Origin of the sequence: Micromonospora chokoriensis (assembly GCF_900091505.1) — a bacterium.
Classification (GTDB): Bacteria; Actinomycetota; Actinomycetes; order Mycobacteriales; family Micromonosporaceae; genus Micromonospora; species Micromonospora chokoriensis.
Genome location: NZ_LT607409.1, coordinates 6166909 through 6192934, shown reverse-complemented (window position 1 = coordinate 6192934; position 26026 = coordinate 6166909). Strand labels below are relative to the sequence as shown.

Genomic DNA, 26026 nt, shown 5'->3' with positions numbered 1-26026 from the left:
GATCAGGCCGGCCAGGTCGCGAGCCCGTGGACGCAGGGCGAGGACGGGCCGTTGCTGGTGGCCGGGAAACGGAACCGGCGCACCTCCTCGACCACGAAACCCGCTGTGGTGATGGCGGCCAGGGTGTCCCGGCCGGTGTGGCAGCCGGCGAACAACCTCGGCCACACCGTCGCGTCGAGCAGCCGCTGGGTCCGGTGCAGACGGCTCTGCCTCTCGGCCGCGACGTGTTCGAAGAACCGCAACTCGCCGCCGTGGCGCAGCACCCGGCCGGTCTCGGCCAGCGCGCTCGCCTGATCGGGCACTGTGCACAGCACCAACGCGACCACTGCGGCGTCGAACTCGCCGGCCCCGCCGGGCAGCCGGTCGGCCAGTCCGTCGACGACAGTGATCGGGACCGGTGCGGACGACGCCGCGCGTTCGGCGGCGGCCCGTAGACGCCGTTCCGGTTCGACGGCGACGACCTCGGTCACCGACGGCGGATAGTGGGAGAACATCCGTCCGTTGCCCGCACCGATCTCGATCACCCGGCCGGACAGACCGGCGACCAGGTCCCGCCGGAAGGCCGCCGTACCGGCCCGGTCCATGGCGACGCTCAGCCGTTCGTAGACCCGGGCGAACACCGGGTGCGACACCTCGGCCACGGCCACCTCCGGGTCTCCGTCGGACTGTTTCTCCGGCGATTGTCCTGCACCGGCGCACGCTTTCCGTCTTACTGGGTGGCAGCACGACTAACCCATGCAGGAAGGACGTGGTTCGACCATGAAGATCGTCGTCATCGGGGGCAGCGGCCTCATCGGTTCCAAGCTCGTGGACGACCTCCGCGCCCAGGGCCACGAGGTGGTGCCGGCATCGCCGAAGACCGGCGTGAACACCCTGACCGGTGAAGGGGTGGCCGATGCGCTGACCGGTGCCGACGTCGTCGTCGACGTGTCGAACTCGCCGTCGTTCGAGGACAAGGCCGTGCTGGAGTTCTTCGAGACGTCCACCCGGACGCTCCTCGCCGCCGCGTCGGACGCCGGGGTGGGCCACTACGTGGTGCTCTCCATCGTGGGGAGCGACCGGATCCCGGACAGTGGCTACATGCGGGCGAAGGTCGCCCAGGAGAAGCTCGTCGCCGCCTCCGGGACCCCGTACTCGATCGTGCACGCCACCCAGTTCTTCGAGTTCCTCCAGGGGATCGTCGACGCCGCCACGGACGGCGACACCGTGCACCTCGCCCCGGTGTTCATCCAACCGATGGCCGCTGACGACGTCGCGGCCGCGGTGGCGCAGGTCGTGGTCGGTGCGCCGACGAACGCCGTGGTCGAGATCGCCGGCCCGGAGCAGTTCCGCCTCGACGACCTGGGCCGAGACCTCCTCACCGCCCAGCAGGACCATCGGTCGGTGGTGGCCGACCCGGACGCCCGCTACTTCGGCGCGAAGCTCGGCGAACGCTCCCTCGTTCCCGCCGACGGCGCCCGCCTCGCCGGTACGCGTCTCGACGACTGGCGGGCGCGGGCGACCAGCCGACGGTGACGCGGTCCGCTACGTCGCCGTGCCGGGCGGATCGGCCCGCTCACCGAGGCGCCGCACCAGGTCCCGGGCCGCCGCGGTGAACGGCTCGTCGGATTCGCCCGGCCAGTGCCCACGGATGGGTGGGGGGACGCTGTCACTGGGCGGCGTCACCACGTCGCGCGGATCACGGTACCGGCGATCCACCCGGACGGCGGGGCCGCCGACGTCGTCCGGCACCGGTGTCCGGTGCCCCGAGAAGATCCAGCCGCCGATGGGGTCGGTGTCACTCCACAGGTTCACCCACCGCCAACCGACCCGGCGGCCGATCTCGTGCAGCGCCACGTCGTCGACGTACGCGGGGAAGAGCCGCGCGTAGAGGCGGCGCAGCGGCGACCCGTGGGTGAGCAGAGCGATGCGGTCGCCGACGTGCGGCGGCAACTGGAGCACCGTCGCGGCGAGCAGGACCGAACCGTGGCTGTGCCCGGTGAGCAGCACCGCGTGCCCGCGCTCGACGAGGTACGTGATGCGACGGGCCAACTCCGGCACGGCCCGCTCCGAGTAGCAGGGTGGAGCGAACGGGTGGGCGGCCCGAGGCCAGAAGGTGCCCAGGTCCCAGAGGACGCCGATGTGCCGGCGGAACGGGACGGTCCGGTAGGTGAAGATCCCCCCGATGATCAGACCGAGGATGGCCACCGCGATCACCCAGCTCCCGAACGCGATGCCGAAGGTGGTCGCGTCCGCCGGCAGGCCGAGGTTTCGTTCGAGGAGGTCGCTGGGAAACTCCCCGAGCAGGCCGATGGTGGTGGTGGCCGTGGTGAGCCCGGCGAGGCACCCGTAGAACACGGCCAGCGGAACCAGCTTCTCGGTGAAGCGGGCCCGGGCGATGGCGTCGCGGACCTGCCGTAGTCGAGGTTCGGCCTCCGCGGGGGCCTGCGGGTAGTCGTGCGCCACGATCGCCGCCGCGGCGCGACGCCGACCGCGACGGGTGAGCAGGACGACGAGGCCGGCGACGACGAGAGTGGCCAGCAGCGCTCGGATGAATCCGTAGATCACCCACGTGTACGCCCGGGGCGGGCCGGTGGCGATGCCCTCCCCGGTCGGCACGTCGCGGTCGAGGAAGTCCGCCACCCGGTAGACCAGCTCGGCGGAGTACGCCCCGGACAGACTGATCCCGGTTGCCGCGATGACGAGGGCGCCCAGCCCGAACAGCGGGGTGCCACCGCGTTGCCGATGGCAGAGCAGGACCACGCCCAGCACGACCAACAATGCCGTCTGTGCGGCGAACAGGACGGCCAGGGTCGTCTCGTACCCGGGAAGCCCGTGTCCCTCGTGCCAGCGGCGTGGCCCGGTCAGCAGGTGAGCCAGGACGGCGACGGTCACGACGACGGCGACGTTCCGCAGCGTTCGGGTGACCCGGTCGAGCCGGTGATCGTCGGCGGCCCGGTCGATCAGCGGCGGCGTGCACAGCAGGCCCACGCAGCCCGCCAGGATCACGGCGGTCACCACCGTCAGCGCGACAGTGACCCCGGTGGCGCCGGTCGCGCTCCGGGCCAGCAGCACGGTGAGGTCCAGTGTCGCGAAGGCCGCAGCGACGTGGATGGCGCGCAACCGGCCCACCAGCGGCTCGGCGTCCCACTGGCCGACCGTGCCGAGCCGCGACCCGCCGATCCCCTGGTCGGGCGCGCGAAACGCCTCGAACGTCCGCCCCGGGCGGCTGCTGATCCGCCAGATCAGGCCGATCGCGGCGAGCGGCACCAGCGCGGTCGACGCCAGTTGCGCCCCGACCGGCCGCTCTCCCAACCAGGACAACCAGCTGCGCCCCGCCAGGCAGCGCGGCGAGGACAGGCACTTCCAGCCCACCAGATCCAGGGCGACGCCGGCGACGGCGAGCACGTACAGCACGGTGAGGGTCAGCGCCAGCAGACGGCACAGGGACTTGACCACCGCCTCGGAATCGGGGCTCGCCGGGCGCATCCAGGTCGCGACGTTGACCAGCATGAACGGCAGGAGGAAAACCACGGCGAGGGTACGGGCGACGGTCCCGGAGGGCAGATCACCCCAGCGGTACGCCTCCACGGTCACACCGCGCGCGACGGTGCTGTCCGAGCCCTGTGGTCGCGGCCGGTAGAAGCCACCGCTCTGGTCACCCGCCACCTGTGCGGTCTGCCGCAGGTCCAGCACCTGAGCGGCGCTCGCGCCGGAGACCCCATGCACCCGCAGCTCCACGACGTCGCGGGGACCGTCCGGCCCGCTCAACCGTGCTGATCCATGCGACGTCCCCCCGCAGGCGCTCGGCCGCCCCCGTGTCCCACGACCCGACCGGAGCGAGCCTGGTGCTCACCAATCCGGCCCGCCGCCCCGACGACGGCGGACCGGTCTACCCGATCCGGACGGGATCAACCGCGGCGGGCGACGAGGAGTTTGCCGGTCACTCGACACCCGGACCGGCCGCCGCCGGTTCGCGTCCACCGGGCCGGGTCGCCCGCGCCACCTCGGTGCGGTAGGCGCGTGGCGAGAAACCGGTAGCGCGCTTGAACGCCACGCTGAGGGCACTCTCGGAGCCGTAGCCGACAGCCTGCGCGATGCTGGCGACAGTGTCGGAACCGCGCCGGATACGGTCCGCCGCCAGTTCGATCCGCCAGCCGGTCAGGTATTCCAGGGGTCCGACGCCGACGACCCGCTTGAAGCGGGCGGCCAGTGTCGACCGGGAGACGGCGGCGGTCCGGGCGATGGCGTCGACCGTCCACGGCTGCGCGGGGCGCGCGTGCAGCGCCCGCAGCGCGGGGGCGATCACCGGGTCGGCGAGGCCGGCCAACCAGCCACTGGTGAGCTCGGGGTCGCGGGCCAGGTGCAGGCGCAGAACCCGGATCAGCAGGACGAGCGCCAGGTGCTCGGCGACGAGCGTGGACCCGAGTCGTGTCTGCCGCAGTTCGGCGTCGATCTCGCTGAGCGCCCACTGGACGGTGGTGGCCTCGGGGGTGTCGGCGGGCACGTGGATGACTGGCGGGAGGCTGTCGAGCAGGAGGCCGCGCGCCCGTTCGCCCAGGGAGAACGCGCCGCCGATGAGGAAGACGTCGTCGCCGTCACCGGCGTGCGCCACACCGCCGTCGGCGGCGGCGAAGAGTGGGTACGCGGGCTCGACGGGCACGTCGGGATCGCTGAAGAGGGTGTAGGCCACCGGCCGGGTCAGCAGGAAGCAGTCCCCCTCGCCGAGGCTGATCGACTCGTCGTGGCCCGCGACCCGCAGGGAGCACCGGCCGCGCCGGACGGCGTTGAACTTGGCCCCGGCCGGCGCGTCGAAGGCGACGGCCCAGCGCCCGCCCGCGACCAGGCCGGCGGAGAGGTGGCTCGAAGCGCCCAGCAACGCCAGGACATCTTCGAGGGGATCCATCCCGACCTCCTGGACGCTCACTAAAGTATGAAGGACCCTAGACTATAGGCAGTCCGATTCCGATGTTCCTAGCCTGGGTTCCATGACATCGAACCCACGCCTCACCACCCCCTTCACCGCCCGCAGCGCCGCCGCCGAGATCCTCGACGGTGTCGACCTGACGGGCCGCCGGATGATCGTCACCGGGGGAGCCTCCGGCATCGGTGTCGAGACGGTGCGCGCGCTGGCCAGGGCCGGCGCCGAGGTCACTGTCGCGACCCGTGATCCCCGACGCGCCGACGCGCTGGTCAAGGAGTTCGCGTCGGACGCCACCAGCGGCGTGGTCAGCGCGTCCGCGCTCGACCTCGCCGACCTGGCGTCGGTCGACGCCTTCGTCGCGGGCTGGCAGGGCCCGCTCGACGTGCTGGTCGCCAACGCGGGGATCATGGCGATCCCGACCCGGCAGCTCACCGCCCAGGGCTGGGAGCTTCAGCTCGCGACCAACTACCTCGGCCACTTCGCGCTCGCCCGAGGGCTGCACGACAACCTGCGGGCCGCCGAGGCGGCTCGGGTCGTCGTGGTCAGCTCCGGAGCACACCTGGCCGCGCCGCTGGACTTCGACGACCCGCAGTTCGAGCGGCGCCCGTACGACCCGTGGTCGGCGTACGGCCAGTCGAAGACCGCCGAGGTCCTGCTCGCGGTCGGCATCAGCCGCCGATGGGCGGAGGACGGGATCACCGCGAACGCCCTCAACCCCGGGTACATCTTCACCAACCTCCAGCGTCACATCGACGACGACACGATGCGCGCGATGGGCGCCATGGACGAGGCGGGGAACCTCATCGAGGCGGACTACTACAAGAAGCCCGACCAGGGCGCGTCGACCACCGTGCTGCTCGCCGGCTCGCCCCTGCTCGACGGCGTCAGCGGCCGGTACTTCGACGACAACCAGGAGGCGGAGGTCGTGCCCGGCGGCCCCGACGCCACCGGCGGGGTGGCTGCCCACGCCATGGATCCGGCTGCCGCCGATCGGCTCTGGGCGTACGCCGAGAAGACGCTCGCCTCGCGCTGAGCGCCGCCGGCGTCGGGAGGATTGATCCGACCAGGGCGGGGTAGGTGCCGCCATGGTCGCTGCCGGTCGGCGCGGAGCGGACGAGGGTGCTCCGGCCCGCGCCGGCGACGGCGCCACGGGTGGTCTGTCGGGCACGGTGGGCCGGATGCGCGGCCGCGCGGTGGCCACCGTGCGCGACCGGGTCCGCCGGGTACGGGCCGTTGGCGGTCTGTCGGTGCAGGCGGGGCTGGCGGCGGCGCTGTCCTGGTTCGTGGCGCACGAGCTGCTCAACGTCTCGCAGCCGGTGTTCGCGCCGATCAGCGCTGTCTCGACCCTTGCCGCGTCGGTCGGTCAACGGCTGCGTCGGACCGTCGAGCTGATCCTCGGGGTGACCGTCGGGGTGCTGATCGGCGATCTGTTGCTCGTGGTGATCGGCACCGGGTGGTGGCAGCTCTCCCTGGTCGTCGTGCTGGCGATCGTGGTCGCGTTGTTCCTCGCCGGCAGTGCCGCCGTGGTGATCCAGGCCGGTGCGACGGCGGTGCTCATCGCCACGCTCAGCCCGTCGATCCGTGACCTGGAGATTCCTCGGTTCGTGGATGCCCTGGTCGGGGGAGGCGTGGCGCTGCTGGTCACCGCGGTACTCCTGCCGTTGAACCCGCTCCGGGTGCTCAACCGCGCCGCGCGGCCGGCGCTCGACCTCCTGGTCACCCAGTTGGAGGCCACTGCCGGCGCGTTGGCGGAGCGTGATGCCGCTCGTGCCCGCACCGCCCGGGGTGAGCTGCGGCGGAGCAAGGGCCCACTGAAGGCGTTCGTCGAGGCGACCCAGGGTGCCCGGGAGGCCAGCACCCTGTCGCCGGTGTACCGGCACCAGCGGCGCGGGCCGGTGGGTCGCTACGCGCAGGCGGCGGAGCCGATCGACCGCGCGATCCGCAACAGCGGAACGTTGATCCGTCGAGCGGTGACCCTGATCGAGGACGACGAACCGGTTCCGGAGCCGCTGCCGCAGGCGGTGGCCGATCTCGCCGAGGCCGTGCGCGTACTGAAGCGGCAGTTCGCCGCCGGCGTGGAGCCGGACCGGGCGCGGGAGCAGTCGCTGCGGGCGGTGCGGATGGCCGGTCGGGCCTACCGCGAGGGCGTCGGCTTCTCCGGTGCGGTGGTGGTGGCGCAGGTCCGTACCACTGTCAGCGACCTCCTGGTGGCCACCGGGTTGCACCAGGAGGACGCGAATCGCCTGGTCAGGCGCAATTTTGGGGATCTTTGAGGATCGGCTCAGGCCGCTCGCCGAACAGTTTGGCACCGCGGTGAGCCATCATGGGTTGCGTTCTGAGCCAAAGTGGTGCCATGATGGTGCCATGGAGCTGAGGTCGTACGTCGAGAACCTGCGCAACGAGTTCGCCGTGGCCGCGGAGGGCGTCGACGCCGACGGCCGCGCGCTGGCCGAGCGGCTCTTCACCCAACTGGAGGCGGCCACCCGCCTCACCCTGCTGGAGGCACTGTCCGACGCGGCCGACGAGATCACCCGTGACCTGGCGCCGGGCTCGGTGCACGTCCGCCTGCGTGGGCGCGAGCCCGACTTCGTGGTGACGCCGGCCAGCCCGCCGGTCGACGAGACGCGCGAGGTCAGCGGCCCGCCGACGCTGCCGGCGCCACCGCCGGCGCCCGAGGGCGAGGACGGTGGCACCTCGCGGATCAACCTCCGCCTTCCCGACCACCTGAAGGCCAGCGTCGAGGAGGCCGCCGGGCGCGCCGGGCTCTCCGTCAACGCCTGGCTGGTGCGCGCCGTCGCCGGTGCCGTCGGGGCGGGCGACACCGAACGCCGGCCACCCCGCCGGCCGGAGCCGCGCTCCGGTCAGCACTTCACCGGCTGGGCGCGCTGACCCCGTCGTACCCCCTTTCTTCCTCCACGCCGCCGACCAGCGGCGACCGCCACCGACCACCGTCCGGGAGACCACCATGCCTGTTTTCGAGACGCCAGAGCCCATCGCCGTCCAGATCGAACTGCCCGTCGGGGACGTCTGGATCAGCGCGACCGACCGCACCGACACGGTGGTGACGGTGCGACCCCGCGACCCGTCGAGCAAGGCCGACGTGAGCACCGCCGAACAGGCCACCGTCCAGTACGACGCCGGAAAGCTGCTGATCAGGGTGCCGAAGACGTGGCGGCGCTACGGCTTCTGGTCCGGCCCGTCGGTCGACGTCCTGATCGAGCTACCGACCGGGTCGCAGGTGCACGCCGAGTCGTCGTGGGCGGCGTTCCGCTGCGAGGGCCAACTCGGCGAGTGCCGCATCAAGACCGGCAGCGGGATCCGCCTCGACGGGACCGGGCCGCTGGACATCGACAGCAGCCACGGCGAGGTCGCCGTGGAGCGGGTCACCGGCTCCGCCCGGGTGAAGGCGTCGTCCGGCAAGGTACGCCTCGGCGCGGTCGACGGACCCGTCGAGATCAAGAACTCCTCCGGCGACTGCTGGATCGGCCGCAGCGGCGGCGACGTCCGGGTCAACACCGCGTACGGCGACATCACCCTCGACGCGACCACCGCCTCGGTGACGGCACGCACCGCCTACGGCAACCTCCGGCTGGGCGAGGTCGTCCGGGGTGCGATCGACCTGACCACCTCGTACGGGGCCATCGAGGTCGGCATCCGGCGCGGGACGGCCGCCTGGCTCGACGTCAGTTCCAAGCACGGCCGCGTACACAACGCCCTGGAGAGCACCGACAGCCCGGCGCAGACCGACGAGACGGTCGAGGTCCGGGCGAACACCTCCTACGGCGACATCATGATCCGCCGCGCCTGACCCGCCACCCACGGACCGTAAAGAGGAGACCATGACCAGCTCCACGAAGCCCGCGATCGTCGCGACCGATCTCCGGAAGTCCTACGGCGACACGGTCGTGCTGGACGGCATCGACCTGATGATCACCGAGGGAACCATCTTCGCGTTGCTCGGCCCGAACGGCGCCGGCAAGACCACCACGGTGCAGATCCTCTCCACCCTGGTCGCCGCCGACGGCGGGCAGGCCCGCGTCTTCGGCCACGACCTGCAGCGGGATCCGGACGCGGTACGCGAGCTGATCGGGGTCACCGGCCAGTTCTCCGCCGTCGACAACCTGCTCACCGGCCGGGAGAACCTGAACCTGATGGCGGACCTGCGTCACCTGGACAAGACGTCCGGCCGGCGACGGGTCGACGAGCTGCTCGACCAGTTCGACCTGGCCGACGCGGCGGACAAGCCGGCGTCGACGTACTCCGGTGGGATGCGCCGACGGCTCGACCTCGCCATGACCCTGGTCGGTGAGCCCCGCGTCATCTTCCTCGACGAGCCGACCACCGGCCTCGACCCGCGTAGCCGCCGCGCCATGTGGGAGATCATCCGCGGCCTCGTCGCCGAGGGCGTCACCATCCTGCTCACCACGCAGTACCTGGAGGAGGCCGACCAGCTCGCCGACCGCGTCGCCTTCCTCGACCACGGCCGGCTGATCGCCGAGGGCACGCCGCGCGAGCTCAAGCGGCTCATCCCCGGAGGCCACGTCGTGCTGCAGTTCGCCGACCAGGAAGGGCTCGCCTCGGCCGCCCGTGCGCTGCCGGTCGCCACCCGGGACGATGCCGCGCTCACCCTCCAGGTGCCGAGCGACGGCGGGGTCGGGGCGCTGCGCTCCCTGCTCGACCAGCTCGACCGCGCCTCGATCACGGTGGCCGGGCTCACCGTGCACACCCCCGACCTCGACGACGTCTTCCTCACCCTCACCGGTCAGCCCGACACCCGCGCCGGCCGACCCGACCACGAAAGGGCCCCCGCGCGATGAGCACGCTCTCCCTCGCCGTCCGTGACTCGAGCACGATGCTGCGGCGCAACCTCCTGCACATGCGGCGCTACCCGTCGATGACCTTCCTGCTCATGGGCATCCCGGTCATCATCCTGCTGCTCTTCGTCTACGTCTTCGGCGGCACGCTCGGCGCCGGGCTGGGGCCGTCCGGCGGCCGATCCGAGTACGCCAACTACGTCACCCCCGGCATCCTGCTCATCACGGTGGTCAGCGCGGCCCAGGGCACCGCCATCTCGGTCGCGATGGACATGACCGAGGGCATCATCGCCCGGTTCCGGACGATGGCGATCTTCCGGCCGTCGGTCCTCACCGGTCACGTCCTGGGCAGCCTCGCGCAGACCCTGCTCAGCCTCGCGGCCGTCACCGGCGTGGCGTTGCTCGTCGGTTTCCGACCCACCGCCAACCCGGTCGAGTGGCTGGCCGCCGTCGGTGTCCTCGCCATGGTCACCTTTGCGCTGACCTGGCTGTCGGTCGCCCTCGGCCTGGTCAGTGACAGCGTCGAGACGGCCAGCAACCTGCCCATGCCACTGATCCTCCTGCCCTTCCTGGGCAGCGGGTTCGTCCCGACCGACTCCATGCCCACAGTGGTGCGGTGGTTCGCCGAGTACCAGCCCTTCACGCCCGTCATGGAGACCCTGCGCGGCCTGCTCCTCGGCACCGGGATCGGCGCCAACGGGATCATCGCGGTCAGCTGGTGCGCCGTCATCACCGTCGCGTGCTTCTTCTGGGCCAAGACCCTCTACAACCGCAACCGGGTCGCCTGATCCGACCGGCGCTCCGCCACCGGACCACCCCCGCACCGCAGCATCGCCTCCGCGCTGGAAGCCGGCGGCTCGGCCCATCGGGTCGGGTCGCCGGCTCTCCGTGTTCGCGGGGTGCCCGCCCCGCCTGTCGGCGCCTGCCCCGCCTGCCGGCGGTGCCTGCATGATCGACTCGGGTTCCGGGATGTCGGTCTGTCGCAGCGCCTCGGATACCGCGATGTCACAGAACACGAGTGGATCAACCAGACCTCGCGGCCATGGCCGCGCCCGACGCGCTCCTTCGTGGGCGGATGGACCCGGGCGATCACGAAACGTCGAATGTTATCGATAACACGACTGTCGCGCTGCCCCGCGGGATCCGCCGAAATGCTCAGCTATGAGCCAACGCGGTCGACTGCGGCCGTTTCGCGGATCTGGCCGTCGATCCGGGGCGCCTCGATGATGTTATCGCTGACATCATGATCGAGCGCGACACTGTCGCAGTCGGATGATCGACTCGTCGCGTCCGACCGGCAGTGCCGGTCGTCCAGCCTGCCGAGGTGCCTCCGGTCGTCGCCCGATCCGCGTGGCGCTCCGTCCGAGGCCTGGGTGCCGTGGTCGGCACCACATTTGCGCGTTTTGCACCGGTCCGTTATTGACGCGCCCCAGTTGGTCCGCCTTCGCTGTTCCGTTACGGAGCTGTTGCGGGTGGATGTCTTGACGGGGGTTGATGTGAGCGTTAACACTATCCCCGTTAACGGTGGAGGTGAACATGAACCGTGTGGACGGAGCAGGCGACCGCTATGTCGTCGGTGTCGACTACGGCACCCTGTCCGGGCGAGCTCTGGTGGTCCGTGTCGGTGATGGTGCCGAGTTGGGGACCGCGGTGCACGAGTACGGCGACGGAGTTATCAGCGCGGCGCTCCCGGGAGGTCGACAGCTACCCCCGGACTGGGCCCTGCAGAACCCGGAGGACTACCGCGACGTGCTGCGGTACGCCGTTCCGGCGGCGTTGTCAGCCGCCGGGGTGGATCCTGCCGCGGTCGTCGGCATCGGCATCGACTTCACCGCCTGCACGGTGCTGCCGACCAGCGCCGACGGCACCCCGCTCTGCGAGGACCCCGAGCTGCGCGACCGACCGCACGCCTGGGTGAAGCTGTGGAAGCACCACGCCGCGCAGCCGCACGCCGACCGGATCAACGCGCTGGCCCACGAGCGGGCAGAGCCGTGGATCGGCCGGTACGGCGGCAAGATCTCCGCCGAGTGGCAGTTCGCCAAGGGGCTCCAGATCCTGGAGGAGGACCCTGAGGTCTACCACCGTGCCGAGCGCTTCATCGAGGCGGCCGACTGGATCGTCTGGCAGCTCTGCGGCACCGAGACCCGCAACGTCTGCACGGCCGGCTACAAGGGCATCCTGCAGGACGGTCAGTACCCTTCCGAGGACTTCCTGACCGCGCTCAACCCCGGCTTCGGTGACTTCGTGGCCAAGTTGGACGGCCCGTTGCTGCCTCTCGGCGCCCGGGCCGGCTCGCTCACCGCGCGGGCCGCCGCCTGGACCGGCCTGCCGGAGGGGATCGCGGTGGCCGTCGGCAACGTCGACGCGCACGTCACCGCGGCGTCCGCGCAGGCGGTGGAGCCCGGCCGGCTCGTCGCCATCATGGGCACCTCGACCTGCCACGTGGTCAACGGCGCGGAGGTCGCCGAGGTGGCCGGGATGTGCGGTGTCGTGGACGGCGGCATCAGCGCCGGCGCATGGGGTTACGAGGCCGGGCAGAGCGGTGTCGGGGACATCTTCGGCTGGTTCGTCGAGCACGCCGCCCCGGCCGGTTCCGACACGCACGAGCGCCTCACCGAGTTGGCCGCGAGTCAGCCCGTCGGCGCGCACGGCCTGATCGCGCTGGACTGGTGGAACGGCAACCGGTCACTGCTGGTCAACCACGACCTGAGCGGGATGATCGTCGGGATGACCCTGGCCACCCGGCCGCAGGACATCTACCGGGCGCTGCTGGAATCCACCGCGTACGGCACCCGGATGATCATCGAGGCCTTCGTCGAGGCTGGCGTCCCGGTCAACGACCTGGTGATCGCCGGTGGTCTCACCAACAACGCGCTGCTGATGCAGATCTACGCCGACGTGACCAGGCGACCGCTGAACATCATCGCCTCGGCGCAGGGGCCGGCACTGGGATCGGCGATCCACGCCGCCGTCGCCGCCGGAGAGTTCCCCACGGTCCACGAGGCGTCGCAGGCGATGGGTCGGGTGCACGAGGCCGTCTACCGTCCGGACCCCGAGCGGGCCCGCGCCTACGACGCCCTCTACGCCGAGTACCGCGCGCTGCACGACCACTTCGGTCGCGGGGGCAACGACGTCATGATGCGCCTGCGGGCGATCCGCAACGCGGCTGTCGACAGCGCCGCGACCACACCCGAGACCGCGTTGGAGGTGGTCGCGTGAACGCCGAGGTGACCCGACAGATCCGTGAGCTGCGTGAGACGGTCGCGCGCCTGCACGGCGAGCTGACCCGCTACAACCTGGTCGCCTGGACGTCCGGCAACGTCTCCGCCCGGGTTCCCGGCCAGGACCTGCTGGTGATCAAGCCGAGCGGGGTGAGCTACGACGACCTCACCGCGGACACGATGGTGGTCTGCGACCTCGACGGTGTCCTCGTCGAGGGCGACTTCGCCCCGTCCAGCGACACCGCCGCCCACGCCTACGTCTACCGGGCCATGCCCGAGGTGGGTGGTGTGGTGCACACGCACAGCTCGTACGCCACCGCCTGGGCCGCGTGCGGGGAGTCGATTCCCTGCCACCTCACCGCGCAGGCCGACGAGTTCGGCGGGGAGATCCCGATCGGCCCGTTCGCGCTGATCGGCGGCGACGACATCGGCAAGGGCATCGTCGCCACGCTCTCCGGGCACCGCTCGCCCGCGGTGCTGATGCGCAACCACGGCGTGTTCACCATCGGCCGGGACGCGAAGGCGGCGGTCAAGGCGGCGGTCATGTGCGAGGACGTGGCGCGTACCGCGCACCTGGCCCACACCCTCGGTCAGCCGGTGCCGATGGCGCAGGCGGACATCGACGCCCTCTACGACCGCTACCAGAACGTCTACGGTCAACAACCAGTCGCACCGGCGGGTTCCTGACTCTTCCCCGATCATCAGGACCCGCCGGTCTGCACCACCACGCACCAGCACGCACCACCCGCGTACGCCGCTCTTCGGGTTCTTCGGCGGTCGGCGCGGTTACCCACCACATCCAGCCAAGGAGATTCGATGGGAAAGATGCGAACGCAGTCCGTTCGGTGGCGCGCTGTCGCGGTCCTCGCCAGCGCGTTGCTGGTCGGCAGCGTGGCGGCCTGTGGCAACAGCGACACCGGCGGCGGCGGCGGGTCCACGGACGACGGCAAGATCACGATGGGCTTCTCCCAGGTCGGTGCGGAGAGCGGGTGGCGTACCGCGAACACCACCTCGATCAAGGAATCCGCCGCTGCCGCGGGCATCGAGCTGAAGTTCGATGACGCGCAGCAGAAGCAGGAGAACCAGATCAAGGCGATCCGCAACTACATCCAGCAGAAGGTCGACGTGATCGCCTTCTCGCCGGTGGTGGAGTCCGGCTGGGACACCGTGCTCAAGGAGGCCAAGGACGCCGGCATCCCGGTCATCCTGACCGACCGCTCGGTCGACTCGGCCGACAAGACGCTGTACAAGACGTTCCTCGGCTCGGACTTCGTCAAGGAGGGCCGTCTCGCCGGTGAGTGGCTGGTCGAGCAGAAGAAGACCGCCTCGGGTCCGGTGAACATCGTCGAGCTGCAGGGCAACACGGGTGCGGCGCCGGCGAACGACCGCAAGAAGGGCTTCGGTGAGGCGATCGCCGCCAACCCGAACCTGAAGATCATCGCCTCCCAGCCGGGTGACTTCACCCGGGCCGGTGGCAAGCAGGTCATGGAGCAGTTCCTCAAGGCCAACCCGAAGATCGACGTGCTGTTCGCGCACAACGACGACATGGGTCTGGGTGCGCTGGAGGCCATCACCGCCGCCGGCAAGGTGCCGGGCAAGGACATCACCATCATCACCGTCGACGCGGTCAAGGACGGCATGCAGGCGCTCGCCGACGGGAAGTTCAACTTCATCGCGGAGTGCAGCCCGCTGCTCGGCCCACAGCTGATGGACCTCGCCAAGAAGGTGCACGCCGGCGAGGAGGTGCCGCCTCGGATCGAGACCGAGGAGACCACCTTCACCCAGGAGCAGGCCAAGGAAGCGCTGCCCAACCGTAAGTACTGATCGACGCCGGGGTCGCCGCGCTCGCGTGGCGGCCCCGCCGCGTCGTCCCCCTACCCGCAACGGACCGGGCATGGCCCGCGACCACCCCGTGCCACGCCCGTCCGGACGACCGGGCGGGCGCACGGGAGCGCAGCGGCCCTTCCGTGTCGACGACCCAGAAGAGGTCTGATGGGATGACGGATAGCCGTCCGGTCCTGACGATGACCGGGATCAGCAAGTCCTTCCCCGGGGTGCGCGCACTCCACGACGTCAACTTCCGGCTTTTCCCCGGCGAGGTGCACGCCCTGATGGGCGAGAACGGCGCGGGCAAGTCGACCCTCATCAAGGTTTTGACCGGTGTCTACGACACCGACGGCGGCACGATCACCCTCGACGGCCAGCAGGTGTCCTTCAGCGGACCGATGCAGGCGACCGCCGCCGGGGTGAGCACCGTCTTCCAGGAGGTCAACCTCTGCACCAACCTGTCGGTGGCGGAGAACATCTTCATCGGCCGTGAGCCCCGACTCCTCGGCGCCGTCCGCTGGGGTGAGGTCCGCCGCCGGGCCCGGGAGCTGCTGACCCGCCTCGACCTCGACCTCGACGTCAGCGCGCCACTGGGCTCGTACTCTCTGGCGATCCAGCAGATGGTCGCCATCGCCCGGGCGATCGACATCAAGGCGCGGGTGCTGATCCTGGACGAGCCCACGTCCAGCCTCGACGCCGGTGAGGTGGCGCAACTGTTCCGCATCATGCGGCAACTGCGCGACGAGGGCATCGCGATCCTGTTCGTGACCCACTTCCTCGACCAGGTCTACGAGATCGCCGACCGGATCACCGTGCTGCGCAACGGTGGTCTCGTCGGTGAGTACCTGACCGCTGAGCTGCCCCAGCTCTCCCTCGTCGAGAAGATGATCGGCAAGGAACTCGACGTCCTGGAGGGCATCGAGGAGCACTCCCGGCGGGACCTCGCCGCCGTCGAGGAGGGCACCCCACTGGTGTCGGTGTCGGACTTCGCCCGGAAGGGCGCGGTGGAGCCGTTCAGCCTCACCATCCACGCCGGTGAGGTGGTGGGCCTGGCCGGGCTGCTCGGCTCCGGGCGTACCGAGGTGGCCCGGTTGTTGTTCGGCGCCGACCGGACCGACGGTGGTCAGGTCACCGTCGACGGCACGGCGAGCAGCCTGCGTACCCCCGCCCAGGCCATCGAGCAGGGCGTCGGCTTCTGCTCGGAGAACCGCCGTGCGGAGGGCATCGTCGCGGACCTGTCGGTCCGCGAGAACATGATCCTCGCCATGCAGGCCGCCCGTGGCTGGCTGCGACCGATCCCGCGCCGCCGTCAGGACGAGCTGGTCGACAAGTACATCAAGGCGCTCAGCATCCGGCCCGCGGACCCGGAGGTGCCGGTACGCAACCTGTCCGGCGGCAACCAGCAGAAGGTGCTGCTGGCCCGGTGGCTGATCACCGAACCACGGCTGCTGATCCTCGACGAACCGACGCGGGGCATCGACATCGGCGCGAAGACCGAGATCCAGAAGCTGGTGACCCAGTTGTCCGACGGCGGGATGGCGGTGCTGTTCATCTCCGCCGAGCTGGAGGAGGTGCTGCGTCTCAGCCACAAGGTCGCGGTCATGCGGGACCGGCAGATGGTCGCCCAGTTCGCCAACGACGAGAGCCTGGACGCCGACCGCATCATGCAAACCATTGCCAGTGGGTCCCTCCAGGAGGCAGACCGATGAGCGCCACCATGGGCCGCTACCGGGCGGTGACCGGTCACCGGCTGTTCTGGCCCGCCGCCGTGCTGGTCGTCATGCTCGCCGCGAACACGATCTACCGTCCCGGGTTCCTGTCCATCGAGCTCAAGGACGGGCACCTGTACGGCACGCCGATCGACATCCTGCGCCTGAGCGCACCGTTGATCCTCGTCGCGCTGGGCATGACGCTCGTCATCTCGACCGGGGGCATCGACCTGTCGGTCGGCTCGCTCTGCGCGATCAGCGGCGCGATCGCCTGCATGTACATCAGCAAGCAGCCCGACCAGAACAGCCTCACGGTGGTGCTGACCGCGCTGGCGTTGGCGATGGCGATCTCACTGGTGCTCGGCGCCTGGAACGGGGTGCTGGTGGCCGTGATCGGGATTCAACCGATCATCGCCACGCTGATCCTCATGGTGGCGGGTCGTGGCCTCGCCCAGCTGATCACCCAGGGTCAGATCATCACCATCAACTCGGAGCCGTTCCGGGCGATCGGGCTGGGCCACCTGCTGACCCTGCCGCTGGCCATCTTCATCGCCCTCGCCGCGGCGCTCGTCGTCGCCGGGTTCACCCGCCGCACCGCCCTCGGCATGATCGTCGAATCGGTGGGCGGTAACGCGGAGGCGAGTCGACTCGCCGGCATCCGTTCCGGCCGGGTCATCTTCCTCGCGTACGTGATCAGCGCCGCCTGCGCGGCGGTCGCCGGCTTCATGATGACGGCCAACGTGTCGAGCGCCGACGGCAACGCGGTCGGCCTCTGGGTGGAGTTGGACGCCATCCTCGCTGTCGTCATCGGCGGCACGTCCCTCGCGGGTGGCCGGTTCTTCCTCAGCGGCACGATCCTCGGCGCGCTGATCATCCAGACCCTGACCACCACGGTGTACGCCATGGACATCTCGCCGCAGACCTCGCTGCTGTTCAAGGCGGTCGTCGTCATCGTCGTCTGCCTCGTCCAGGCGCCGGCCTTCCGGGCCAAGTTCGCCCGCCGTCGACGCGACCTACCGCCGCCCGCCACGATCGCCGACAAGCCGAAGGAGCAGGTGCCGGCATGACCACTGGATCGCTCACCGCTGGGCGTACCCGGTTCCGACTGCCACGGCGGCAGATACCGGTCCTTGCCACGCTCGCCCTGCTGCTGGTCATGTACGGCATCGGCGTGTCCCAGTACACGGCGTTCTCGAACGTCCAGGTCATCTTCAACGTGTTCATCGACAACAGCTTCCTGCTGGTGGTCGCGATCGGGATGACCTTCGTGATCCTCACCGGCGGTATCGACCTGTCGGTCGGTTCGGTCGTCGCGATGACGGCGATGGTGTCGGCGTGGCTGCTCCAGGAGGGTCTGCCGGCGGCGCTGGTGCTCGTCATCGCCCTGCTCATCGGGCCGACCCTCGGTCTGCTGATGGGCTGCGTCATCCACTTCTTCGAGATCCAGCCGTTCATCGTCACGCTCGCCGGGATGTTCTTCGCCCGGGGCATGTGCACGTTCATCTCCGACGCGTCCATCCCGATCACCGACGGGTTCTGGACCAGGATGTCGCAGGAGCGCATCGGTGATCCCCGGGGCAACTTCGTGTCGATCAGCGTGCTGATCGCCTTCGTCGTGGTCGCCGTGGCCGCGTACACGCTGGCCTACACCCGGCTCGGACGCAACGTGTACGCCATCGGCGGCAATCCCCAGTCGGCCCTGCTGATGGGTCTGCCGGTGGGGCGGACCCGGATCGCGGTCTACACGATCAGTGGTCTGTGCTCGGCGATCGGCGGGATCCTGCTGTCCTTCTACACCCTGTCCGGCGCGCCGTTGATCGCGGTGGGCATGGAGCTGGACGTCATCGCGGCCGTCGTCATCGGTGGCACGGTGCTCACCGGGGGCGGCGGCTACGCCTTCGGCACTGTGCTCGGCGTGCTCGTCCTGGGCGTGATCCAGACCCTGATCACCTTCGATGGGAGCCTGAACTCCTGGTGGACCAAGATCGTGATCGGCGGCCTGCTGTTCGCGTTCATCCTCCTTCAGCGCCTCATCGGAATCCGTTACAAGTGACCGTTCCTCTCCTGGAAGGCAACCCCATGGCACCACACAACGCACCCGAGATCTGGTTCCTCACCGGCAGCCAAGGCATGTACGGCGAGGAGACGCTCCGGCAGGTCGCCGAGCAGTCTCGCCAGATCGCGGCCGCGCTCGACGACTCGCCGCAGATTCCCGCCCGGGTGGTCTGGAAGCCCGTCCTGACCAACAGTGGTGAGATCCTGCAGGTCTGCCGGGACGCCGCCGCCCAGGGCGCCATCGGGGTCATCGCGTGGATGCACACCTTCTCGCCGGCGAAGATGTGGATCTCCGGGCTCGACGCGTTGCAGACGCCGTTGCTGCACCTGCACACGCAGGCCAACGTCCTGTTGCCGTGGAACGACATCGACATGGACTTCATGAACCTGAACCAGGCCGCCCACGGCGACCGTGAGTTCGGGTACATCCAGACCCGTCTCGGTGTGGCGCGCAAGACGGTCGCCGGGCACGTCAGCGACCCGCGGGTGAGCGCCCGGGTCGGTGCGTGGGCCCGTGCCGCGCTCGGCTGGTCGGCGATGCGGTCGCTGCGCCTGGCCCGCTTCGGCGACAACATGCGCGACGTGGCGGTCACCGAGGGCGACAAGGTCGAGGCGGAGCTGCGGTTCGGGGTGTCGGTCAACACCTACGGCGTCAACGACCTGGTCGAGGTGGTCGGTCAGGTCACCGACGCGCAGGTCGACGACCTCGTCAAGGAGTACGAGGACACGTACCGCGTCGCCGCGGAGCTGCTGTCCGGGGGGGAGCGGCACGACTCCCTGCGGTACGCGGCCCGGCTGGAGCTGGGCATGCGGGCCTTCCTGGACGAGGGTGGGTTCCGGGCGTTCACGACGAACTTCGAGGACCTCGGTGGTCTGCGTCAGCTGCCCGGCATCGCCGTGCAGCGACTGATGGCCGACGGTTACGGCTTCGGCGGCGAGGGGGACTGGAAGACCTCGGTGCTGGTCCGGACCCTCAAGGCGATGTCGGTGGGCGTAGACGGCGGCACGTCGTTCATGGAGGACTACACCTACGACCTCACCCCGGGTGAGGAGCTGGTGCTCGGGGCGCACATGCTGGAGGTCTGCCCGACGATCGCGTCCGACACGCCGAACGCGGAGATCCACCCGCTGAGCATCGGCGGGCGGGAGGACCCGGTCCGGCTCGTCTTCGACGCGGCACCCGGCCCGGCGGTCGTGCTCGGCCTGGCCGACATGGGGGAGCGCTTCCGGCTGGTCGCCAACGAGATCGACGTGGTCACCCCGCCGCAGCCGCTGCGCCGGCTGCCGGTGGCCCGCGCCGTCTGGCGCCCGCGACCGGACCTGCCCGCCTCGGCGGAGGCGTGGATCACCGCCGGCGCGCCGCACCACACGGTGCTGTCCCAGGCGGTCGGGGTGGAGGAGTTGCACGACCTGGCCGAGATGAGCCGCACCGAGCTGGTCGTCATCGACGCCGACACCCAGACCCGCCGCTTCGCCGACGAGCTGCGCTGGAACCAGGCCTACTACCGGCTGGCCCGGGGCTTCTGAGGCCTGCCGCCGGTGCGTGATCGACCTGGGTCCGACGGGCCCAGGTCGATCACGTCGGTGCTCTTGCCTGCCACCTGCCCGGCCCCCCGAACACACGGGGGTTGATCCACTCGGCTTCCGTGAAAACGCGGTATCGGCCCGGCGCGGAAGGCCCGACTTCAATAAACCCGAGTGGATCACGATCTCCCGGCCTCTTCGCGCCCCGGCGGGGGACGCTGCCCGGCCTCTTCGCGCCCGGCGGGGGACGCTGCCCGGCCTCTTCGCGTCCTTCGGCGGCGCGCTTCCCGCGTCCTTCGGCGCTGCCGCCGCTGCTCGGACCGCTGACTCATGTTTCGTCTTGACTACGGTCTTGTTATCGATAACAGTAAGCATCAACGTAGCTCGATTCCTGCGCCATGCCGGCTCTGATCCGTGCCTCCCCGTCGAGGTCGAACGATCTCCGGGACGTGGCGGAGGGTGCTGTTAGCGATCACATCGACAGTCTGGCCAACGTGCCGACCAGCGACGCGGATGCCGGCTGAGATGGTCCGGCGCCTCAGGCCAGCGAAGGAGGATCATGATTTCCATTGCACGGGTTCCCCGGGGAGCGCCGCGCCGACGCGGAAGATTGTCACTACTCGGCGCGGCCGTGGTGGCGGCGGTGGTCGGTGTGGCCCTCGCGGCCGTCGCCCCGTCGCCGGCCTCGGCGGCGACCGTAGACACCAACGCGTGGTACGTGTTGGTGAACCGCAACAGCGGTAAGGCCCTGGATGTGTACAACCTGGCCACGAACGACGGTGCCCGGATCACCCAGTGGACCCGGAACAACGGCAACCAGCAGCAGTGGCAGTTCGTGGATTCCGGTGGTGGTTACTACCGGTTGAAGTCGCGGTTGTCGAGCAAGGTGCTCGACGTGTACCAGCGGTCGACGGCCAACGGTGCGGCGGTCGTGCAGTGGTCCGACAACAACGGGACCAACCAGCAGTTCCGGTTGGCCGACTCGGACGGCGGCTACGTCCGGTTGATCAACCGGAACAGCAACAGGGTGATGGAGGTGCAGGGCGCCTCGACCGCCGACGGCGGGAACATCGTGCAGTACGACGACTGGAACGGCACCAACCAGCAGTGGCAACTCGTCCGCGTCGACGGCGGCACCGACCCCACCACACCACCGCCGACCACGCCGCCCCCGTCGAACGGCACGTTCTCGAACCCGGCCATCTGGCAGGACTTCGCCGACGTCGACATCATCCGGGTGGACAACGTCTACTACCTGACGTCGTCCACCATGCACTACTCGCCCGGAGCGCCGGTCCTGCGCTCGTACGACCTGGTGAACTGGGAGTTCGCCGGTCACGCCGTGCCCCGGCTCGACTTCGGCTCGAAGTACGACATGAGTGGCGGTAACGCGTACGTCGACGGGATCTGGGCGTCGACGTTGAACTACCGGCCGAGCAACCGGCAGTACTACTGGGCCGGGTGCATCGACTTCGCGCAGACCCACATCTACACCGCGTCCGCCGTCGACAGCACCTGGAGCAAGCACGCCACCATCCCGAACTGCTACTACGACGCCGGCCTGCTGTTCGACGACAACGACACCCCGTACATCGCGTACGGCAACGGCACCATCAGCGTCGCCCAGCTCTCCGCCGACGGGAAGTCCCAGGTCCGGGCCCAGCAGGTGTACCAGACGCCGTCGAGCATCGGGACGCTGGAAGGCGCCCGCTTCTACAAGCGCAACGGCGCCTACTACATCTGGCTCACCCGCCCGGCCAACGGCCAGTACGTGCTGAAGTCGACGAACGGCCCGTTCGGCCCGTACGAGCAGCGTCAGGTCCTGCTGGATCTGCCCGGCCCGATCTCCGGTGGCGGTGTGCCGCACCAGGGCGGTCTGGTGCAGACGCAGAACGGCGACTGGTACTACATGTCCTTCGTCGACGCGTACCCCGGTGGCCGGATGCCGGCCCTGGCGCCGATCACCTGGACCGGCGACGGTTGGCCGGTGTTGCAGACGGTCAACGGCAGGTGGGGCAACACGTACCCGAAGCCGAACCTGCCCGCCCCGCCCCGGGCGGTCAAGCCGCTGACCGGCACCGACACGTTCGCCGGCACCACGCTCGGCCCGCAGTGGGAGTGGAACCACAACCCCGACAACAGCAAGTGGTCGGTCAACAACGGGCTGAACCTGCAGACCGCTACCGTCACCGGCGATCTGTACAAGGCGCGCAACACGCTGACGCACCGTATCCAGGGCCCCACCTCGACAGCCACCATCGAGTTGGACTACTCCACGATGCGCGACGGTGACCGCACCGGTCTGGCGGTGCTGCGCAACTCGTCCGCCTGGATCGGAATCAGACGGGACAACGGGTCCACCCGACTGGTCATGCAGAACGGCCTGACGATGGACGGCAGTTGGAACACCACGAGTACCGGCAGCGAGGTGGCGAGCACCAGCGTCTCGGGTGGTCGGATCTGGTTGCGGGCCAACGCCGACATCAGACCGGGATCGGGCCGCCAGGCCCGCTTCTCGTACAGCACGGACGGGGTCAACTTCACCTCGTTCGGCAACGCCCTGACCCTGGCGAACAACTGGCAGTTCTTCATGGGCTACCGGTTCGCCGTCTTCAACCACGCGACCCAGGCGCTCGGCGGCGCGGTCACCGTGCGCCGGTTCGACCTGACAACACCGTGACACCGCTCACACCATCAATGGTCTGACCAGCGGCGCTGGCAGACACGTGCCCGCCGGCACGTCGAGTCGACGTCACCGCTGGTCCTCGCCGGCCTGCTCCGCGCTCTGTCCAGGGGCGTAGGGCAGGCCGGCGTGCCGGCGCGCATCGACGGAGTACGACACCCGGTCGCGTACTCCAGACGGGGGTTGGGATTGTGCGTCACCGCTGCGTTGCGCAGTCCACCGACAGGCATGCCGTGTTTGGGGCAGTGGCTGGCGTAGACTGTCGGCGATCCAGCGCTGGTCACCTGGGATTCAGCACCGGCGTGGTGGCTGAGCGAGGGGGATCGGGCCGGGCCGCTCCAGTCGACGTCGACGGGCCGCGGGCCGGAGATGTAGCGGGGGGAGCGAAATGGCCGTCCACGGTCCCGCGATGACGGATGTTGCTCGTCTCGCTGGTGTCTCCCATCAGACGGTGTCGCGGGTGCTCAACGGGCATCCCAACGTCCGTGAGCAGACCCGGCTCCGGGTGCGGGCGGCGATCGCCGAGCTAGGCTACCGTCCCAATGGCGCGGCACGCGCGTTGGTGACCGGTCGATCGCAGGTCATCGGCGTCGTCGCACAGAACACCACGCTCTACGGTCCGGCATCCCTGCTGGCCGCGTTGGAGCAGACCGCCGCCCAGGAGGGTTTCGCGGTCAGCGTCGGCAGCGTCCGCAACCTCGACCACCGGTCCATCTCGGCCGCCGTCGAGCGGCATCTGTCGCACCGGGTCGCCGGCATCGTGGTCATCGCGCCGGTCGAGTCGGCCGGTGAGGCGCTGGAGCGCCTACCGAAGGATGTCCCGCTGGTCACCGTGGACGGTGACCCGAGTCGACCGGTGCCGTTGGTGACCGTCGACCAGGTGGCGGGCGCCCGTGCGGCGACCCAACATCTCCTCGACGCGGGGCACCGCACCGTCTGGCACGTCTCGGGGCCGTCCGACTGGTTCGACAGCGTCGGTCGGATCGACGGCTGGCGGGAGGCGCTGCTGGCCGCCGGCCTGGTGCCGCCGCCCCTGATGCCGGGGGACTGGTCCGCGTCCTCCGGTTACCGGTGCGGGCAGATGTTGGCGCGGATGCCGGAGGTCACCGCGGTCTTCACCGCCAACGACCACCTCGCGTTGGGCGTGCTGCGGGCGTTGCACGAGTTCGGCCGACGGGTGCCCGACGACATCAGCGTGGTCGGCTTCGACGACGTGCCGGAGGCGGCGTACTTCATCCCGCCGCTGACCACCGTCCGTCCGGACTTCGACGCGGTCGCGCGGGCGAGTCTGCAGATGTTGCTGACCCAGATCGAGTCGGGCACCGGTGGCGCGTTGCGGCAGACGGTCGCCCCGACCCTGGTCGCCCGGGAGAGCGTCGCCCCACCCCGTCGCTGACGGCTGGGTTCGCGTCGCTCCGGACGATAAGACCGCACTCAATCGCTACGTGATCTTGAGTATCGATGAGTGGCAATGCGTTGCGGTCCAGGTATTGAACCTCGTGAAATGTGACCGTAACATGATGGTCGTCTCTGTTAACGCTAACAACAATTGGCGTCCAGCTATCGGCCCATCGACCGGAGATCGTAGTCAGGGGCGGGCGCCACCGACAAGGAGGCTCGATGAACCGCATCACTCGAGGTCGACGCTGGGGGAGCGCACTGGCAGCCGGCCTGCTCGTGGCCGGCGCCCTGGTCGGCCTCCGCGCCCCCGCGGCGCAGGCGCTCGACAACGGCGTGGCGCGTACTCCGCCAATGGGTTGGAATTCGTGGAACCAGTTCGGCTGCAACATCAACGAGGCGTTGATCCGTAGCACGGCGGACGCGATCGTCAGCAGCGGGATGCGCGACCTGGGCTACGAGTACGTCGTTGTCGACGACTGCTGGTTCAACCCGAACCGGGACGCCTCCGGCAACATCCAGGGCGACCCGACCCGTTTCCCCAGCGGAATGAAGGCGCTCGGCGACTACCTGCACGCCCGGGGTCTGAAGTTCGGCCTTTACCAGGTGCCCGTCGACAAGACCTGCGCGCAGTACTTCGGCGCCTACCCCGGCGCCACCGGCAGCCGGGGTCACGAGGTGCAGGACGCCCGCCAGTTCGCCGCCTGGGGGGTCGACTTCCTGAAGTACGACTGGTGCTCGCCCGAGGGCAGCATCAACGACCAGGTCGCCACCTTCGCCAAGATGCGGGACGCGCTGGCCGCCGCCGGGCGGCCGATCGTCTACAGCATCAACCCGAACAGCATCCACGCCAAGACCGGCCCGCAGCGCAACTGGGGCGACGTGGCCAACATGTGGCGCACCACCGAGGACATCACCAACGCGTGGGACACCGGACAGACCAACGGCTACCCGATGGGCATCCAGAACATCATCAACGTGACCGTTCCGCTGGCCTCCTACGCACGCCCGGGTGGGTTCAACGACCCGGACATGATGGAGATCGGCCGCGGCGGCATGAACGACACGGAGATGCGCAGCCACTTCGCGATGTGGGCGATCATGGCGTCGCCGCTGATCGCCGGCAACGACGTGCGGAACATGAACGCCGCGACGCAGACCATCCTCAAGAACGCCAACCTGATCGCGATCAACCAGGACTCGCTCGGGTTGCAGGGCGTGCAGGTGTCCTTCGACGGCACGCGTCGGGTGCTGGCCAAGCGCCTCGCCAACGGTGACGTCGCCGTCGCCCTGTTCAACCAGGGCGGCTCGACGACGACGATCTCCACCACGGCCGCGGCCATCGGCAAGTCCGGCTCGTCGTTCACCCTGGTGGACGCGTGGACCAACGGCACCAGCTCCAGCAGCGGCACGATCAGCGCCAGCGTCCCCGCGCACGGCACCGTGGTGTACCGGGTCAGCGGTGGCGGGACGACCCCGCCGACGACCCCGCCGCCGACCACGTCGAGCGCGTACGCCAGCGCCGCCTCCAACCGCTGCCTGGACGTGCCGAACAGCAACACCGCCAACGGCACCCAGCCGGTCATCTGGGACTGCAACGGCCAGGCCAACCAGCGCTGGACGCGTAACGGTCAGACCCTCCAGTCCCTCGGCAAGTGCCTGGACGCGCCGTCGAACGCGGCGGCCGGCTCCAAGGTGCAGATCTGGGACTGCAACGGCGGGACCAACCAGCAGTGGAACGTCAACGCCAACGGGACGATCAGCAACGTTCAGACCGGGCTCTGCCTGGACGTCAACAACAACGGCACGGCCAACGGCACCACGGTGATCCTGTGGAACTGCACCGCGGCGGCCAACCAGCGGTGGTCACAGCGGTAGTTCTCTGAACCGCC

20 protein-coding genes are annotated in these 26026 nt (G+C 69.9%); 17 read left to right on the top strand and 3 right to left on the bottom strand.

What is annotated here, in order from left to right:
* Positions 1–2: 2 nt before the first annotated feature.
* Positions 3–647: a class I SAM-dependent methyltransferase gene (locus tag GA0070612_RS27985; RefSeq protein ID WP_231924364.1), complete on the bottom strand. Its 645-nt coding sequence runs from the start codon at positions 645–647 to the stop codon at positions 3–5.
* 112 nt (positions 648–759) lie between these two features.
* Here GA0070612_RS27985 and GA0070612_RS27980 point away from each other — a divergent pair, with 112 nt between their 5' ends.
* Positions 760–1515 (top strand): SDR family oxidoreductase, encoded by a 756-nt coding sequence (locus GA0070612_RS27980; RefSeq protein WP_088990641.1) that lies wholly within the window; start codon positions 760–762, stop codon positions 1513–1515.
* A 9-nt stretch (positions 1516–1524) separates the two neighbouring features.
* Here GA0070612_RS27980 and GA0070612_RS27975 read toward each other — a convergent pair whose 3' ends face one another.
* Both GA0070612_RS27975 and GA0070612_RS27970 read right to left on the bottom strand, forming a co-directional pair.
* Positions 1525–3750: a hypothetical protein gene (locus tag GA0070612_RS27975; RefSeq protein WP_088990640.1), complete on the bottom strand. Its 2226-nt coding sequence runs from the start codon at positions 3748–3750 to the stop codon at positions 1525–1527.
* A 172-nt stretch (positions 3751–3922) separates the two neighbouring features.
* Positions 3923–4885, bottom strand: a complete 963-nt coding sequence (locus tag GA0070612_RS27970) for an AraC family transcriptional regulator (RefSeq protein WP_088990639.1) — start codon at positions 4883–4885, stop codon at positions 3923–3925.
* 82 nt (positions 4886–4967) lie between these two features.
* On the opposite strand from GA0070612_RS27970, the gene GA0070612_RS27965 reads away from it, so the two are divergent.
* The 16 genes from GA0070612_RS27965 to GA0070612_RS27890 all read left to right on the top strand — a co-directional run bounded on the left by GA0070612_RS27965 (position 4968) and on the right by GA0070612_RS27890 (position 26012).
* Positions 4968–5936, top strand: coding sequence for an SDR family NAD(P)-dependent oxidoreductase (locus GA0070612_RS27965; protein WP_088990638.1), 969 nt, complete (start codon positions 4968–4970; stop codon positions 5934–5936).
* Between the two features lie 52 nt (positions 5937–5988).
* Complete coding sequence (locus tag GA0070612_RS27960; RefSeq protein ID WP_088990637.1) at positions 5989–7176, top strand: FUSC family protein; 1188 nt, start codon at positions 5989–5991, stop codon at positions 7174–7176.
* Positions 7177–7267: 91 nt separating this feature from the next.
* Entirely contained in the window at positions 7268–7792 is a 525-nt protein-coding gene (locus GA0070612_RS27955) for a hypothetical protein (RefSeq protein WP_088990636.1), read from the top strand.
* Positions 7793–7868: 76 nt separating this feature from the next.
* The gene (locus tag GA0070612_RS27950) at positions 7869–8711 is read left to right on the top strand and encodes a DUF4097 family beta strand repeat-containing protein (RefSeq protein WP_088990635.1); all 843 of its coding nucleotides are present in this window, start codon (positions 7869–7871) and stop codon (positions 8709–8711) included.
* 31 nt (positions 8712–8742) lie between these two features.
* Entirely contained in the window at positions 8743–9720 is a 978-nt protein-coding gene (locus GA0070612_RS27945) for an ATP-binding cassette domain-containing protein (protein WP_088990634.1), read from the top strand.
* Positions 9717–10505: an ABC transporter permease gene (locus GA0070612_RS27940; protein ID WP_088990633.1), complete on the top strand. Its 789-nt coding sequence runs from the start codon at positions 9717–9719 to the stop codon at positions 10503–10505. The genes GA0070612_RS27945 and GA0070612_RS27940 overlap by 4 nt, the downstream gene beginning before the upstream one ends.
* A gap of 748 nt (positions 10506–11253) precedes the next feature.
* On the top strand, positions 11254–12936 hold the full coding sequence (gene araB, locus GA0070612_RS27935; protein WP_088991812.1) for a ribulokinase: 1683 nt from the start codon (positions 11254–11256) through the stop codon (positions 12934–12936).
* Positions 12933–13625: an L-ribulose-5-phosphate 4-epimerase gene (locus GA0070612_RS27930; protein ID WP_197699254.1), complete on the top strand. Its 693-nt coding sequence runs from the start codon at positions 12933–12935 to the stop codon at positions 13623–13625. Before araB ends, GA0070612_RS27930 begins: the two co-directional genes overlap by 4 nt.
* A gap of 129 nt (positions 13626–13754) precedes the next feature.
* Positions 13755–14762, top strand: a complete 1008-nt coding sequence (locus GA0070612_RS27925; protein WP_408630516.1) for an ABC transporter substrate-binding protein — start codon at positions 13755–13757, stop codon at positions 14760–14762.
* A 173-nt stretch (positions 14763–14935) separates the two neighbouring features.
* On the top strand, positions 14936–16474 hold the full coding sequence (locus GA0070612_RS27920) for a sugar ABC transporter ATP-binding protein (protein WP_088990631.1): 1539 nt from the start codon (positions 14936–14938) through the stop codon (positions 16472–16474).
* Positions 16471–17541 carry an ABC transporter permease gene (locus GA0070612_RS27915; protein WP_088990630.1) on the top strand — a complete coding sequence of 357 codons (1071 nt, stop codon included), beginning with the start codon at positions 16471–16473 and terminating at the stop codon, positions 17539–17541. The genes GA0070612_RS27920 and GA0070612_RS27915 overlap by 4 nt, the downstream gene beginning before the upstream one ends.
* Positions 17538–18527, top strand: coding sequence for a galactofuranose ABC transporter, permease protein YjfF (yjfF, locus tag GA0070612_RS27910; protein ID WP_088990629.1), 990 nt, complete (start codon positions 17538–17540; stop codon positions 18525–18527). The genes GA0070612_RS27915 and yjfF overlap by 4 nt, the downstream gene beginning before the upstream one ends.
* Before the next feature lie 26 nt (positions 18528–18553).
* A complete protein-coding gene (araA, locus tag GA0070612_RS27905) occupies positions 18554–20056 on the top strand; it encodes an L-arabinose isomerase (RefSeq protein WP_088990628.1) in 1503 nt (500 codons plus the stop codon).
* 556 nt (positions 20057–20612) lie between these two features.
* Positions 20613–22733, top strand: a complete 2121-nt coding sequence (locus GA0070612_RS27900) for an RICIN domain-containing protein (RefSeq protein WP_088990627.1) — start codon at positions 20613–20615, stop codon at positions 22731–22733.
* A gap of 412 nt (positions 22734–23145) precedes the next feature.
* The gene (locus GA0070612_RS27895) at positions 23146–24132 is read left to right on the top strand and encodes a LacI family DNA-binding transcriptional regulator (protein WP_197699253.1); all 987 of its coding nucleotides are present in this window, start codon (positions 23146–23148) and stop codon (positions 24130–24132) included.
* A gap of 224 nt (positions 24133–24356) precedes the next feature.
* A complete protein-coding gene (locus GA0070612_RS27890; RefSeq protein ID WP_088990625.1) occupies positions 24357–26012 on the top strand; it encodes a glycoside hydrolase family 27 protein in 1656 nt (551 codons plus the stop codon).
* Positions 26013–26026: the final 14 nt, after the last annotated feature.